Source organism: Yersinia proxima (assembly GCF_902170785.1).
In the GTDB taxonomy this organism is placed as follows: Bacteria; Pseudomonadota; Gammaproteobacteria; order Enterobacterales; family Enterobacteriaceae; genus Yersinia; species Yersinia proxima.
On sequence record NZ_CABHYG010000021.1, the window covers coordinates 40497 to 55502 of the forward strand.

A 15006-nucleotide genomic window follows, 5' to 3' on the forward strand; every position below is an offset into this window, starting at 1 on the left:
GCCGCGAGATATGCTTATCCCTGTTGCACAAGTTCATCATTCCAAACACTAAACCGAGTATCAAGAAATGTGATTCCTGCCATTTTTCTAGCGACAGTAACACAGTAGGCGGTTATCATTATCTGGCCAGTCTATGGTTGGGCAATGGAGTTAAAAATGGTTAGCTCGCTTTATGTGGTGTTGGGCGCACTGTTATTGATCAAGCTTTCATTTGATGTGGTTAAATTGAGAAATCAGTACCGAGTCGCTTATGGCGACGGTGGTTTTTATGAATTACAAACCGCCATCCGCGTACATGGCAACGCCGTAGAATATATTCCTATTGCTGTCATTTTGCTCATTATGATGGAAATGAACGGTGCTGAGACGTGGATGATTCACATTTGTGGATTAATGCTGATAGTTGGCCGCCTGCTACATTATTATGGTTTACGCCATCGCGAAATTCGCTGGCGCCGCTCCGGGATGAGCGCCACCTATGTTTCGTTGGTTTTGATGATTATTGCTAATATTTACTACCTGCCTTGGGATCAGATTTTCAGCCTGACCTAATAGGCCTGTTCAGATTGTTGCTCGGTCCCCAAACGGAACACAGTTAGTTCGGGCGGCTAATTGCCGCCTTCATGCCTGCCTTCACCTATCTACTTATCCACACGTTCTTTATCGCGCTCATTTATTCTGTTTTCTGTTATGATATGCGCCTTTAATTTCTTGTTCATTTCTTACTTAGTCAATGACAGCCATGCCAAAACGCGACACGCAATCTCTACATGACACGCAGCAGCAGCCTGGGCCAGCAGCGCCACAGCGTGATAGCCTGTTTGCTGCCCCTATTGCCAAGTTAGGTGACTGGACTTTCGACGAAAAAGTCGCTGAAGTCTTCCCTGATATGATTCAGCGATCGGTGCCCGGTTACTCCAACATCATCTCGATGATAGGTATGTTGGCAGAGCGTTTTGTGCAACCCAATAGCCAGATTTACGATCTTGGCTGCTCGCTCGGTGCAGCAACACTCTCAATGCGTCGTAATATCAAAGCCGAAGGCTGTAAAATCATTGCCGTGGATAACTCACCAGCGATGGTTGAACGCTGCCGCCGTCATATCGACGCCTTCCGGGCAGAAACGCCGGTAGACGTGGTGGAATCCGATATTTTGGATATCGAGCTTGAGAATGCCTCGATGGTGGTGCTTAACTTCACATTGCAATTTCTTGAGCCTGCGGATCGCCAGCGGCTACTCAATCAGGTATACCAAGGGCTACGCCCAGGTGGTGCCTTGGTGCTGTCAGAGAAATTCAACTTTGAAGATAATGATATTGGCGAGTTACTGTTCAATATGCATCATGATTTTAAGCGCGCCAATGGTTACAGCGAACTGGAAATTAGCCAGAAGCGTAGCATGCTGGAGAATGTCATGCTGACGGATTCGGTTGAAACCCATAAAAAGCGTCTGCGTGATGCCGGTTTCGAACACGCGGAAGTGTGGTTCCAATGTTTCAATTTTGGTTCGTTAATTGCCCTGAAAGCGGGAGAGGCTCAATGATTGAATTTGGCGATTTTTACCGGCTGATTGCCAAAGGTCCTCTAAGCCCATGGCTAGACACCCTGCCCGCTCAGCTCAGTACCTGGCAGCGCGAATCATTACACGGTAAGTTTAAAACCTGGTTTAACGCTGTTGAGCATTTGCCGCAACTCACGCCAACCTTGCTGGATTTACGCGAGGGTGTGCGGGCAGAGATGATCCCGCCGATTTCAGCAGGACAACGTGAAGGGATGGAAAACATGTTGCGCGCCCTGATGCCCTGGCGCAAAGGCCCCTTCTCTTTGTACGGGTTAGATATTGACACTGAATGGCGTTCCGACTGGAAATGGCAGCGAGTCTTGCCGCACATCAGTCCATTAGCAGGTCGCACTATTCTGGATGTCGGATGTGGCAGCGGGTATCACTTATGGCGCATGATTGGTGAAGGTGCTCATCTGGCGGTGGGAATCGACCCAATGCAGCTATTTTTATGTCAGTTTGAAGCTATTCGTAAATTGCTCGGGGGTGACCAGCGAGCCCATGTATTGCCACTGGGTATTGAACAACTGCCGGAACTGGCGGCCTTTGATACCGTATTCTCAATGGGCGTGTTGTATCATCGCCGCTCGCCATTGGATCACCTTTATCAACTTAAAAATCAGTTGGTTAATGAGGGAGAACTGGTGCTTGAAACGTTAGTGGTCGAAGGTGATAGCCAGCAGGTACTAATGCCCGGTGATCGGTATGCTCAGATGAGAAATGTGTACTTTATTCCATCGGCTCCGGCTCTGAAAGCCTGGCTGGAAAAATGCGGATTTGTCGATGTCAAAATCGTCGATATGGCCGTCACCACCACCGATGAGCAACGCCGTACCGATTGGATGACCAGTGAGTCATTAGCTGAATTCCTTGACCCCAATGATTCCACCAAAACGGTCGAAGGCTATCCGGCTCCACTCAGAGCAGTACTCATCGCCCGTAAACCATAAAAAACCCCGGCCTGATTGGTCGGGGTATTGACAACTTCAGTACTGTGGGTGCGCAAAATCTACGCAGATTGTGGTAACGGTGCGCCCATCACCAACAAACTTTTCATCGCTTCAACCACTTCACCGTCTACACAATAATGAGCAAACTCATCGACATCGCTGTCTGCGCACATTGTCACACCCGCTTTGCGGTATTTCATGGTTGACGGCACAGTTCGGCCAGCAGAGCTGTGAAGCTCTCGAATACCGGCATCAATAAACTTCTGCATATTCGTGAGACGAACCCCCGCCCCGGCCATGATAATCGGTCCTTGCCCCTGAGTGGCGGCAACTAAATCTTTCAATAATGCCAGCCCCAACTCAGCATTCTGTTGCTGACCTGAGGTTAAAATTCGCGCCACATTCAGATCCGCTAATTGTTGTAACGCAATCATTGGGTTCTGACACATATCAAATGCCCGATGGAAAGTGACCGCCAATGAACCACTAACAGACATAATTTCTCGCATCCGGCGCATATCAATGTGACCATCAATATCCAGCACGCCCACTACCACCCCGGCAAACCCCATATCACGGATTCTGGCAATATCATTTTTAATGATGGCGAAATCATTGTCGCTGTAACAAAAATCCCCTCCGCGCGGACGGACGATTGGGTGAACGGGAATGGTAACCGTCTCTCTGGCCTGCATTAATGCACCGATACTCGGCGTTAAGCCCCCTTCGGACTGACCGCAGCATAATTCAATCCGGTCGGCTCCTGCCTTTTCTGCTATTTGCGCGCAATCCACGCTATAGCAACAAATTTCCAATTTAGTCATTCTCTCCCCCGTTTGACGGATGCCACTGCGGCAGTAAATACCCTATGACTTCTCAGCATATAAATATCGGCTTAATAGTTAATCGACTAAATAACAGGCTAAATAATGTCTCACACTAAAAAAGCGTTAATCAAGCATACTGAAGCATTCACTATGGCACTCATTTTGAATCCATGAGTAGACGCCAGTCACAGTGATAACCATAAGTGATAGTCGGTATCGAAATAAATAACCCATATACGTTAGCCATTGCGCTCGCTATTGACAATTTGTCGCAAAGTATAAGGATGAAACTTAATGGTTATCTCACCATCACTCACCGCTAATGTCGGATTGGCTAAGCGCTCATGCTCGCCTTGCGGAGAACTAAACTTAGTCGTAACCCCCTCTGGCAGGGTAGCCGGTAATAAGGCGCGGGCCCGCTGCATCAAGGTTTGTGGGTCACCTGCCAGCACCAGTTCAACATGCTCCCATCCTTCATGTGGATAATATGTTTTCCCCGGATAAGGTAATTCCACACAATCTATTTGCCATGGCCCAACAATTAGTGGTGGCGTTAAATCGAACAGACAAATAGATCGGCCATTAATTTGTGTTTCAGACATCAAATTGCCACATTGCTGTAAACCACTGCGCCAGCGTTGTGCTGTTTTTGTTTGATGACACCGCAATGAAATATGGTCAGCACTGAATTGCGTCAAATCCAGATTTAATTTAGCCGCGAAAACAACCAGCTTTTGTTCAAAATAGGGCAAGTCTGTGAATAAGTCCGATAATTCGACGATATCTTTCAGGCTGCTCATTTTATTCTCCTGTTAACTGTTATTTCCGGAATTGAAGCGGCCATAATCTACAGTTATTCGTTCTAATCAGCCATATTTAATCTATACCCGTCATACTTCAAGCTGCATGTGCGTTGGCTACTCTCGCTCACTCGAATTATCCAGGGTATATACACACAATAATCCGCAGTTCCATTTACGACAGTAACCACCGGCCTGATGCTGACGCCGGGGGCCAAATATGGTATAAATCCTGCCATCTTGTGACTCACGCTCTGCCAAACCTTCCCGCTGCTGGCGTGATAGGTTTTTGGGCCCCGTTTGAATTAACTGGCACAGCGATGCTCGTGTGCGTCATTAATATGTTTTTTGTGCGTAATTAAGGTAACCCGGTGAATATTCAGGCTCTTCTCTCAGATAAAGTCAGCCAGGCGCTGATTGCAGCAGGTGCTCCAGCAGGCAGCGAACCTCAGGTTCGCCAATCAGCCAAAGCTCAATTTGGCGATTATCAAGCTAACGGTGTGATGGCCGTTGCCAAAAAACTTGGCATGCAGCCCCGACAACTGGCAGAAAAAGTCATTGAACTGCTCGATCTTGACGGTATTGCCAGCAAAGTCGAAATTGCCGGCCCTGGCTTTATCAATATCTTCCTTGATCGCCAATGGGTTGCCAGCAAAGTCGAAGAGGCGCTGAAAGCCCCTAAACTGGGCGTTCAGCCGGTTGAGCCACAAACTATTGTGGTTGACTACTCTGCGCCGAATGTGGCTAAACAAATGCATGTTGGTCACTTGCGTTCGACCATCATCGGTGATGCTGCGGTACGGACTTTAGAGTTCCTGGGCCATAATGTTATTCGTGCCAACCACGTCGGCGACTGGGGCACTCAGTTCGGTATGCTGATTGCTTATCTGGAAAAAATGCAAAACGAAAATGCCAGCGATATGGGCTTATCGGATTTGGAGCTTTTCTATCAGCAAGCCAAGAAAACTTATGATGAAGATGAAGAATTTGCCAAGCGTGCCCGTGCTTATGTGGTGAAACTGCAAAGCGGTGACGAATATTGCCGTCAGATGTGGCGTAAATTGGTGGATATCACCATGGCGCAAAACCAAATTGCTTACGACCGCCTGAATGTCACCCTGACCAAAGATGATGTGATGGGTGAAAGCCTGTATAACGCCATGTTGCCTGAGATTGTGGCAGACCTGAAAGCCAAAGGGCTGGCAGTGGAGAGTGAAGGTGCAACCGTTGTCTATCTGGATGAATACAAAAATAAAGATGGCGAACCTATGGGCGTCATTATCCAGAAAAAAGATGGCGGCTATCTCTACACCACTACCGACATCGCCTGTGCCAAATACCGTTACGAAACACTAGGCGCGGACCGCGTGTTGTATTACATCGACAGTCGTCAGCACCAGCATCTGATGCAGGCCTGGACTATCGTCCGTAAAGCCGGTTATGTGCCAGAATCTGTGCCATTAGAGCATCATATGTTTGGCATGATGCTGGGCAAAGATGGCAAACCATTTAAAACCCGCTCCGGCGGTACGGTCAAACTGTCCGATTTGTTGGATGAAGCCATCGAGCGTGCGGGTAAACTGATTGCCGAGAAAAACCCGGATATGCCAGCAGACGAACTCAAGCAAGTGGTTGAAGCTGTGGGTATTGGTGCCGTGAAGTATGCCGACCTGTCAAAAAGCCGCACCACTGACTATATCTTTGACTGGGATAACATGCTGGCACTGGATGGTAATACTGCGCCTTACATGCAATATGCCTATACCCGTGTGGTTTCAGTATTTAAGCGCGCTGGTATTGATGAAAGTAACCTGACCTTGCCGTTAGTGATTACAGAAGACCGCGAAGCTGCTCTGGCTACCCGCTTGTTGCAATTTGAAGAGGTCATCACTACCGTGGCTCGCGAAGGGACACCGCATGTGATGTGTTCTTATCTGTATGACCTGGCCGGTTTGTTCTCCAGCTTCTACGAGCATTGCCAAATCCTGAATGCTGATAGCGAAGAGAGCCGCCAGAGCCGCCTGAAACTGGCCATGCTAACAGCAAAAACCCTGAAACAAGGGCTGGATACCTTAGGTATTCAAACGGTTGAGCGGATGTAATTTGTTATTGCGTCAATAATGTCAAAGGCACCCAAAAGGTGCCTTTGTTGTACTACTCGACTACAGATTAATGCACTGACCGCTAGTTAACCGGCATTTTATGGAGAATGAATTCACCGTCCATGTCATGGAAGATTCCTCCGGGAACATTGCTAGTTCCATGAGTAATATAAGGAGAGTGTATAAAAGGTATTTTTCCTGCCGCCGCATCAGACACTCCTGCGCTAGCAACCCCCATCACGGTGGGAGCAAGATTAAACCCACCACCACTCCTATGAGTGTTATTCTTCATATCTTCCGAATGTAACTCATTAATATTTAAAGTGACTATACCGCTGGCATTGTTTATTTGAGCCACTTTCAGTACCGTTTTACCCAATACTGTTACAGAAGCGACTTTTTGCGCAAAAATACCTGACGTCTTATCGATAGCATCATTTTTAACCAGACTTATATCCAACTTAGCATGACCCGCTAATCCAGCAGGGTCTGTTAATCCTGTTTTAAAGTTGTTGCCAAGAAAACGAGCCGTCTTATCAGCAAAATTTCGTGAAGTCGTCTTGTTTGATAACGCTGGTAATTCTACAGTCTGTTTATCTTTGTTGAAAACAACCCCACCCATAATATCTTTGCCTGGAAATTTTTTATTGTATGCCGTGCCAGCTTTGTCAATCCCACTGGTTAACACCCCTTTTATCTTTCCCTCAAAACGTTTAGTGCCAATTTTCGATATTTTACTCACCACACTGCTACTTTTATCATTTGTATGACTCAGGGCGAAATCGACAGCTACATTAACAATATTTTGTCTATCTTTCTGACTCTCTATATGAAGATCACCGCCAACATTAACACTAGCTTTATTTGTATTAACATCGACCCCAAGCATATGTGTATTTTTATGGCTCTGTAGTGAGAAAGAATCTGTAGAAATGGAGGTGTTAGTATATTCGAAGATATCCTGAGTATTAACACCTGCTTTTATTCCGGCACCGGTATAATGACTTTTACTACTGCTATTTTTATCAACCTTGCCATTACTGTCTTTACCAAATTTATTGGTTAGCACTAAATCGGCATTAATATCAAAGTCCCAATTATCTTTGGGGAGTACATTTAAGGATGACTCCATAAATACCCCGCCATTATTAGCGTGTATTTTCACTTGCTGCGAATTAAGCTGGAGCCCTTGAGTATAAATCGCCTGATTATCATTACTACCGGCCTGTAGTAACACCGAACCATTACTATGAATATTGATGCCTTTACGGATAATGGTAGATTCTTTTATTTTATCTGCCTGACCATCGCCACCGACAAATCCCATTTTAGAGGCGTCTGTATCAGATGAACCTATTTTAACCCCTGTTCTTACATTCCCAGCGGCCTTGAGATTATTATTAGCACTATCTGATAGTGATGCGCCTAAGATAAGTTTTTGGCCCGCAATCATGTCAACATTACCCACCTTGGCATCTTCATCGCCAATTTTAGTCCCCTTAAGAGTAATATTAGCTGCTTGCAATATGACACTATGCTGCGATTTAATTTGGCTCACTTGGGCATTTGACGTATGCCCATGACTCTTTTGGTACTCGCCCCCCAACCCCACACTAAACTCTTTAGATGTTACAGTACCACCCAGTGTTAATTTACCTTTCCCGTGAGTGCGGCTGTAGTCGTTACGCTCATTATCAATAACTTGTTCGAAATGAATATCTCCATCAGATTTAATCTGGACTTTCCCCCGCGCAGAGAATATGTCAGTGGCTTGATAATATGTATCACCCATTGTCTTAATCAGTACATTGCCATCAGCCTTAATAAATGATGGTAGCATTGTGCTGACATATTTATTTCCTTCTGAAGTTTCACCCTTTGCTGAAAGGGTTACTTTCACATCCTTACCTGTGGTAGTTGACACACGGACACCGGCACCGCCTCGCTCATTATCCTCCTTTTCCTGGTTGTAATTTATTGCCGCGTTACTGAAATGACGATTAGCTTCCAAACTGAAGATCCCACCATTCTTATCCTTGCCCTTGGTTTTATATTGTGTACCAACATCCATGACATCTTTTTGTGCTGTTAAAATAATATCGCTAGCTTGTACTTCAGTGACTAACGCTAAAGAGCTGAGGCCTGATTGAGTTTTATTATCCCCACTACCATAAACATCCAAGCCCAAATTAGGATCTGAAATTCCTTTCAAGCTACCTTTTCCTCCCAGATGCTGAAGTGTATTCATCGGATCCTTTATAATTTTCTCTATTTGTCGAGTATATTTACTATAATCAATATTAAAGCCGACTCCTCCTTTTATCTCTTTTTCAGTACTATCAAAAATGGTTTTATCATTGCTTGCCATATGATATATATTTTTTGCATTCTCATGGTATTCTCCACTCACCCGATGATTAGCCCCTTGATGAGTGATATCCTCTTTAGCAGTAATTTTCATATTACCATTAATATCAGTTTTTGATCCAATACTGCTATCAGTCACTTTATAATTCTTCTTATTATTGTATTTAATCTCTGCACCACTACCAAATTTATCAATGCCACCGTCATAATGTGCACCACCGGCGTAAATAGTTCTCTCTTTACTGCTCATATTCGAGTTAACTGCTGACAAAAATTGTAATCCATTACCGGCTGACAAGGTCAGATCCCCTTGATTTGTTTTTATCGCTGTACCAAAAAATCTAATATCTTTTTCAGCTGAAATGTTAACCTCTCCACCAGTTAATGTCGCAACATGGTGATTTAGTTTACTGTAATAGTCTTTATCGTTGACATGTTTAATCTCAAAGCCGGCCCTATATTGTTTATCTCCCTGCTTTTTTGCATACCATTGCCAGTTAAGATCGCTTTTTTCTTCATCAATCTTTTGTTGTTGGCGAGCCGCGGTCGCAATAACATTACCTGTGCTTTTTATTTTCAACTTACCTTCAGCATTAATTAAGGCTCCATCAATAAAAACACCATTTGAGTCTATATAAATATCACCATTTGATTTTATCTCTGTATCAATAAAACTCTCATTACTGTCAGTTTTCTTATTAGAATTTGTAATGATATTAAATACCCCACCCGTTTCCTTGATATAATGTACAGTTTCCTTATCAAGTAACCCATTCAACAACATATCTTTCTTGGATTTGATAGAGATAAGATTATTCGCATTGACTTTACTGGAAATGATTGAAATGTTTTCATCTGCATCAATGTAAATATTAGAACCAATCAAATCAGACTGCTGGTTTTTGTAATTACGTTTACTATCTAAATGTTTTTCACTGCCACCTAACGCGCCCCATTGGGTAAACCCCGCATAATTCTCATTTGATTTTTTTATTTCCTGTGGGGTTATCGTAATACTACCTTTACTTTTTAACTTGAGTTCACCGGCAGCTTTAATCTCTACTCCCGCCAAACGGGTATCCCGCCCAGCAATAAATTCAGTATTTTTCTTTGATTTTATGATTGTTTTAGTCAGCGTTTCAAATTCTTTAGATTGTTTTATGTTGCCATTTTGCAAATCTGGTCCGATATCTTTCAGTTCAACTAATTTATTATCTGTTCTGGCGGATTTAAGTCCACTGATAAGCACATCACGTTGTGCATTTAACTTAATACTCCCATTATTATCTTCAATATGAACACCTTTTAAAATTAAATCACCATTAGTCGACTCCATACTAATTCCGCCATATCCCCTTATTAAACCCTCGCTAAAATATTTTTCACTTGCAGTCTGGCTGGTTATTTTATCACCAATGCCATCACCTTGTTTGTCAGAGTTTATAATCTTATTGTCTTCATGGGCTAAGCCATCAATTGTTAATGTAGAACCCTTGAGTGATACATTATGACCGCTGACTCTAACGCCGGTTAATTGGTTATTATCACGTGCGGTAATATTAATAGTGCTTCCGCGCATGTTAATATAATTACTTCTATTGTTTCCACCTATTAAAGATGAAATATCTTTTTCCGCGATAATATCCTTGGCATGTATATTAATGCTGCCGCCATCTAAAGTGTCACTTTTCAACCGGGCTGTTCCTTCTACTGCACTTATATCCAACTCCTCTGATGCAGTGATATTACCTTGTAATATCAAGCTATTCCTCTGACGGGTATCGTGCAATCGAATACGATTGGCCGCAATGCTGCCAAGAAAATATCCGTCCACCAGAGTATCTGGTGATCCACTCACGCCAGCGTGGATTATTTCATTATTTTTAGAAAATTTATTTTTACCGACAATAACATTAACTGCTTCAGTCGCCATAATATGGCTATCAGCATTAATCGTTGGAGTAATCAATGTTAACACTTTAGCCATGTACGCTTCGCGAGTGTTCTTTATTGTCATTCTGTTTGTATTACTTGTACTATCAAACTCCTGTAACCTGCCATCATCGACCACTGGCTTACCCACGACCAAAGTAACCTGACTGAAATTAGGATCAAAACTACAACCATCACAGGAAATACCATTTTCATTAGCTAAAATATAATCTGTAGGATTACCAATAACTTGCTGGTGCCCTGCTAATATTGAATCATTACTCCCTATGACTTCATTTAAAATCACGCGAGCAGGATTTCCATGCAAAGAAGATGTATCGGCTGACGCCTGTAAATTTTTGTTACCTTCAATACTCAGTGAACGACCTCTTCCTCCACCCAATGAGCTATTACTGGCAGAATTATTAAATATAGTTCCATTCCGATCAACATTAAACTCATCATACTGATTATGTGATACACCGTCGGAAGAAGGCGTCACTATATTAATTATGGGGACGTTATTTTCAGTTGTATAAATATCAGGCCGATGTGCAGCATCACCTCCTGCAACTATGCCGTTGGCATAACAAATAGAAGATTGTGTTAGAATTAACGATAATACAACTGTTAGTTTCCCTGCAGGGGAAAGTTTGAACTTTTTATTTTTCATTAAAATATCCTTATTAATAAATTTATGACTATTGATGTGAACTAAAAGGTGTAGGAAACTTGAGTTAACAATTGCACAGGCTCATTTTTATTGTTGTTTGAAAGCCACCAACCGCGACTGATATCCAGATTAAGCAATGCTTTTTTATACTGTAATGTTGCACCAACACTTATGCCGGTATTACTTTGCCACCCCTTCTTACTCTTGTGTTGTAATGCCCGCCCTGCATCGAAACCGATATGTGGAGTAATAACGGCCTGGCCCAGAAAAAAATGATTAGATAATGTGTTCCTTATATACCAGCCATTACCTGCAGATTGAGAACCACGACTAAACCCTCTAATTGCATGGCGTGCGGTGAGATCTATCCTCTCAGGAGAGGCTGTTTTATCCTTACTATACTGTCCAACAAAAAGATGATCTAATTGGTACACTGACTCAAATAGCTTTACACGATGATTTAAATTAACTGATAGTTTGCTTGTAGTGAATTTACCATCAGCAAAGCGTTTATTATCTCTATTAAACTGACCAGTATTAAACCATGGCACCCCTCTTTTTACGCCTATATTAAAATTCATCGAACCATTAGGGAATAAACGGAACTGATTTAGACTCATACCTAGAGCACTAAGCCTATGACTGTTAACCCCCACTTTCGTTTTAGCAATATAGTTGTCTATAATTTTATGTTCTACTTTCGTACTGATACTATTAATGGTATTTTGGTTTCGATAAAAAACGTAATCAGCATTAAAATTGTATTCTTTTGATCTTCCATTAAAATTAATAACATTAAATTTAAGTTTTTCATTACGACGATAATTTCTATAATTAACAAGTGTGCTTAATGTAAGAGCGCCATAAGGCACTGAATAAAGAAATGTCACCTCATTCTTGTAGGACTTTTTAGCATTTTCTAACGTCCGAACAAAATCTAATATAACTAAATCGGAAAAACCGAGCGGACTATCTAGCTTGAGTGAAGTTCTATTCCGCCATTTGTCTGACCCTTTATAGCCATAATTGTCAACTGAAGTTGATAGATGCCAAGGCTCAGCATTAATATTATTAATATTCACGATCACATTGTCACTTTCATGGCCTGGCTGTATATCTAGCGTTACTCTATTGGATTGCAATCTGTGCGCCTGATCGATGGCTTGATCAAGTTGCGATACGTTAAGTGGTTTACCGACCACATCAGGAAAAAGCATTTTATGATGTATTCGCCTATCTCCACCTTCGATTTTCTCAACTATTCCTTCTGTTATACTCAGACCAAGCTGGCCCCGCGAATTTATTGGTATGAATCTGACTCGGGCTGCAATATATCCATTTTTTACATATTGACTTGTAATATCTTTAGCCAGGGCGTTAATATCATTATGTTTAATGCAGCCATTATTTATATTTATTAGTTTCTCTGTATATTTTATAGAATCCAGTGTAACCCCGCGAATAAATACCTCATTTATTGGCAAACAGTATGTTTTTCTTTCTTTTTCCATTGCATCAGGAATATCTGCATTAGAAATATTGCAAACAAAAAAAACCATTAAAAACATTAACCGTATAATAAGCATTTATAAAATACCTTGGAATTCGCATGTTAAAGACCCAATAAACATTAAGATGTTTAAAATCATACGCTGTAAAAAGTTAATATGAGAAAACTCATCAAAATTAAAGTATAAGTGCAAACAAGCACCCATTCAAAATACAGAATTCATGAACTCAAAAAAGTGTATGAACATCTAATTAAATTATTTTTAATGATTAGTAATGTAATCAATAACTCTATTATTCATTTATTTAATATAATTAATTAGTGACATTAAAAAATGCAATGTAACTGTACCATATAGACATAAAATCTATGGCTCTCCATCCACTGGCACAAGATTCCATCGCGACAATGCAGAGCTGGTAAGTGGTAAGAAACCGGATAAGTTGAGTGCGGGAGGCCTTTTGGCATAATCACGGATGTCCGTGCTTGTCCTGGCAATGGGTGTGGAATGAACTTTTGCTAAGATCGATACCGATAAACGTAACGTTTTGCATGCTGACCCCACAAAAATAAAACACCCTGTCAGCTTACTGCTCACAGGGTGGGGGCGACCATCTCATTAACCTCGATATAAATCGGGATTTTTTATTTAAATGGTAAGTATGGTTTGATTCATTAACTCAGTTCGTTCTGCGAGCAAAGTCGCGCAATTTAAATCCAAGCAAAGCAAGTGCTGCAAAATAGGCAACAACCCCCGCGATAACAACAGCAGAAAGCCGTAGCAGGCGATAAGCCATCCCCCCGACATCCCAGTCCGGCATGACCCACAGCAGCCCCAGCAACACCACGGACATCACCACCACACCAATCACTAATTTAGTCAGGAACACCGCCCAGCCAGGTTGCGGCTGGAAAATCTTCTGCTTACGTAACTGCCAGTATAACAAGCTCGCATTCAGACAAGCCCCCAAACCAATCGACAGTGATAAACCGGCATGTTTAAGTGGCCCGATAAAAATCAGGTTCATAATTTGGGTGATTATCAGCGTAATAATGGCGATTTTGACCGGGGTTTTAATGTTCTGACGTGAGTAAAAACCCGGTGCCAGCACTTTTACAACAATCAACCCCATCAATCCGATGGAATAGGCCACCAGCGCACGTTGTGTCATCAGCGCATCAAACGCACTGAATTTCCCATATTGGAATAATGAAACAACTAATGGTTTGGCTAAAATGCCCAAAGCCACCGCACTTGGCAATGCCAGCAGGAAACACAGACGTAACCCCCAATCCATCAACTTAGAATACTCATCATGATTACCACTGGAGAAACTTTTTGCCAGTGAAGGCAACAAGATAGTCCCCAATGCCACCCCCAACACACCGGAAGGAAACTCCATCAAGCGGTCAGCATAATACATCCATGACACCGAGCCTGAGACCAAGAATGATGCGAAAATTGTATTGATAATCAGGGAGATTTGGCTCACTGACACGCCGAGAATCGCTGGCCCCATTTGGCGCATTACTCGCCATACACCGGCATCTCGCAGCGACAACCGAGGCAATACCAACATGCCTATCTTTTTCAGATGAGGAAGTTGATAGCCTAATTGCAGTACGCCCCCGACCACCACCGCCCAAGCCAGCGCCATTACCGGTGGATTAAAATAAGGTGCAGCGAAGAGCGCAAAGCCTATCATGCTGATATTAAGGAAAGTCGGAGCAAACGCCGGGATAGAAAAGCGGTTCCAGGTATTCAGAATCGCTCCGACAAGGGATGCCAGTGAAATCAGCAAGATATAAGGGAATGTCACCCGCAGTAATGCAGAAGTTAATGCAAATTTGTCTGGTGTATCAGTAAAACCGGGAGCAGTAATAAAAATGACCCAGGGTGCAGCCAGCATCCCCAATACTGTAACTACAGCCAGAATAAGCGTTAATAAGCCGGAGACATAGGCGACAAATGTCCGGGTTGCCTCCTCACCTTGCTGGCTTTTATATTCGGCCAAAATCGGTACAAAAGCCTGTGAAAATGCCCCTTCAGCGAAGATACGCCGTAATAAGTTAGGTAATTTGAATGCAACAAAAAAAGCATCCGTTGCCATACCCGCGCCAAAAACCCGCGCGACAATCGCATCACGCGCAAAACCCAACACGCGGGAAAACATGGTCATAGAACTGACAGCTGCCAGTGATTTCAGTAGATTCATAAATTTTTCTGATCTGTTTTCCGATCTGTATTTGCAAAATGCGCTTTAAATATCAACGCCTGCTTTAA

9 protein-coding genes and 1 pseudogene are annotated in these 15006 nt (G+C 42.8%); 4 read left to right on the plus strand and 6 right to left on the minus strand.

The features are described from left to right. Positions 1–156: 156 nt before the first annotated feature. From FTB31_RS19940 to cmoB, 3 genes are all read left to right on the plus strand, one after another. Positions 157–552, plus strand: a complete 396-nt coding sequence (locus FTB31_RS19940) for an MAPEG family protein (protein WP_025378080.1) — start codon at positions 157–159, stop codon at positions 550–552. A gap of 190 nt (positions 553–742) precedes the next feature. Then, the gene (gene cmoA, locus FTB31_RS19945; RefSeq protein WP_227731718.1) at positions 743–1543 is read left to right on the plus strand and encodes a carboxy-S-adenosyl-L-methionine synthase CmoA; all 801 of its coding nucleotides are present in this window, start codon (positions 743–745) and stop codon (positions 1541–1543) included. Beyond that, positions 1540–2511, plus strand: a complete 972-nt coding sequence (gene cmoB, locus FTB31_RS19950) for a tRNA 5-methoxyuridine(34)/uridine 5-oxyacetic acid(34) synthase CmoB (protein ID WP_227731719.1) — start codon at positions 1540–1542, stop codon at positions 2509–2511. The genes cmoA and cmoB overlap by 4 nt, the downstream gene beginning before the upstream one ends. Before the next feature lie 59 nt (positions 2512–2570). Here the strand turns inward: cmoB and cutC are convergent, their stop codons facing one another. Continuing rightward, positions 2571–3335 (minus strand): copper homeostasis protein CutC, encoded by a 765-nt coding sequence (gene cutC, locus FTB31_RS19955; RefSeq protein WP_005169161.1) that lies wholly within the window; start codon positions 3333–3335, stop codon positions 2571–2573. A gap of 242 nt (positions 3336–3577) precedes the next feature. Then, entirely contained in the window at positions 3578–4138 is a 561-nt protein-coding gene (locus tag FTB31_RS19960) for a VOC family protein (RefSeq protein ID WP_050075470.1), read from the minus strand. Between the two features lie 371 nt (positions 4139–4509). On the opposite strand from FTB31_RS19960, the gene argS reads away from it, so the two are divergent. After that, entirely contained in the window at positions 4510–6240 is a 1731-nt protein-coding gene (gene argS / locus FTB31_RS19965; RefSeq protein ID WP_050075469.1) for an arginine--tRNA ligase, read from the plus strand. 82 nt (positions 6241–6322) lie between these two features. On the opposite strand, the gene FTB31_RS19970 is transcribed toward argS, so the two are convergent. From FTB31_RS19970 to murJ, 4 genes and pseudogenes are all read right to left on the minus strand, one after another. Then, the gene (locus FTB31_RS19970) at positions 6323–11212 is read right to left on the minus strand and encodes a hemagglutinin repeat-containing protein (RefSeq protein ID WP_227731720.1); all 4890 of its coding nucleotides are present in this window, start codon (positions 11210–11212) and stop codon (positions 6323–6325) included. Between the two features lie 41 nt (positions 11213–11253). After that, positions 11254–12798, minus strand: a complete 1545-nt coding sequence (locus FTB31_RS19975) for a ShlB/FhaC/HecB family hemolysin secretion/activation protein (protein ID WP_139344343.1) — start codon at positions 12796–12798, stop codon at positions 11254–11256. Between the two features lie 310 nt (positions 12799–13108). Beyond that, positions 13109–13276 (minus strand): annotated as a pseudogene (locus FTB31_RS19980) (IS110 family transposase); the annotation flags it as partial. A gap of 126 nt (positions 13277–13402) precedes the next feature. Then, positions 13403–14938 carry a murein biosynthesis integral membrane protein MurJ gene (gene murJ, locus FTB31_RS19985; RefSeq protein WP_050075467.1) on the minus strand — a complete coding sequence of 512 codons (1536 nt, stop codon included), beginning with the start codon at positions 14936–14938 and terminating at the stop codon, positions 13403–13405. Positions 14939–15006: the final 68 nt, after the last annotated feature.

Coding starts and splice junctions, on each gene's coding strand:
- FTB31_RS19940 (WP_025378080.1), top strand. CDS start 157: ATGGTTAGCTCGCTTTATGTGGTGTTGGGCGCACTGTTATTGATCAAG.
- cmoA (WP_227731718.1), top strand. CDS start 743: ATGCCAAAACGCGACACGCAATCTCTACATGACACGCAGCAGCAGCCT.
- cmoB (WP_227731719.1), top strand. CDS start 1,540: ATGATTGAATTTGGCGATTTTTACCGGCTGATTGCCAAAGGTCCTCTA.
- cutC (WP_005169161.1), bottom strand. CDS start 3,335: ATGACTAAATTGGAAATTTGTTGCTATAGCGTGGATTGCGCGCAAATA.
- FTB31_RS19960 (WP_050075470.1), bottom strand. CDS start 4,138: ATGAGCAGCCTGAAAGATATCGTCGAATTATCGGACTTATTCACAGAC.
- FTB31_RS19970 (WP_227731720.1), bottom strand. CDS start 11,212: ATGAAAAATAAAAAGTTCAAACTTTCCCCTGCAGGGAAACTAACAGTT.
- FTB31_RS19975 (WP_139344343.1), bottom strand. CDS start 12,798: ATGCTTATTATACGGTTAATGTTTTTAATGGTTTTTTTTGTTTGCAAT.
- murJ (WP_050075467.1), bottom strand. CDS start 14,938: ATGAATCTACTGAAATCACTGGCAGCTGTCAGTTCTATGACCATGTTT.